Below are 259 nucleotides of genomic sequence, written 5' to 3'. Positions count from 1 at the left end.
TGGACCTGAAGGCCGCCTGATGTCGGTTCTGGTGGTCATCCCGGCGCGGTACCCGTCGGTCCGCTATCCCGGCAAGCCGCTGGTGGAGTTACGTGGGGCCACGGGGGTTGCCCGCTCGCTCATCCGGCGCAGCTGGGACGCGGCGATGGCCGCCGAGGGCGTGGACCGGGTCGTGGTGGCCACCGATGACGACCGCATCCGCAGTCATGCCGAGGGGTTCGGGGCCGAGGCGGTGATGACCTCAGATACCTGCCGCAAC

General features: G+C 70.3%; 1 protein-coding gene. It reads left to right on the top strand.

Translation table 11 applies throughout. The annotated features are described in order from the left end of the window. Positions 1 to 19: 19 nt before the first annotated feature. Positions 20 to 259 (top strand): cytidylyltransferase domain-containing protein (locus E0702_RS17835; RefSeq protein WP_439952343.1); only part of this gene is annotated, 240 nt, incomplete at its 3' end.

It is taken from the genome of Halomonas marinisediminis, from assembly GCF_004347715.1.
In the GTDB taxonomy this organism is placed as follows: domain Bacteria; phylum Pseudomonadota; class Gammaproteobacteria; order Pseudomonadales; family Halomonadaceae; genus Halomonas; species Halomonas icarae.
This window is presented reverse-complemented; position numbering and strand designations above follow the sequence as displayed.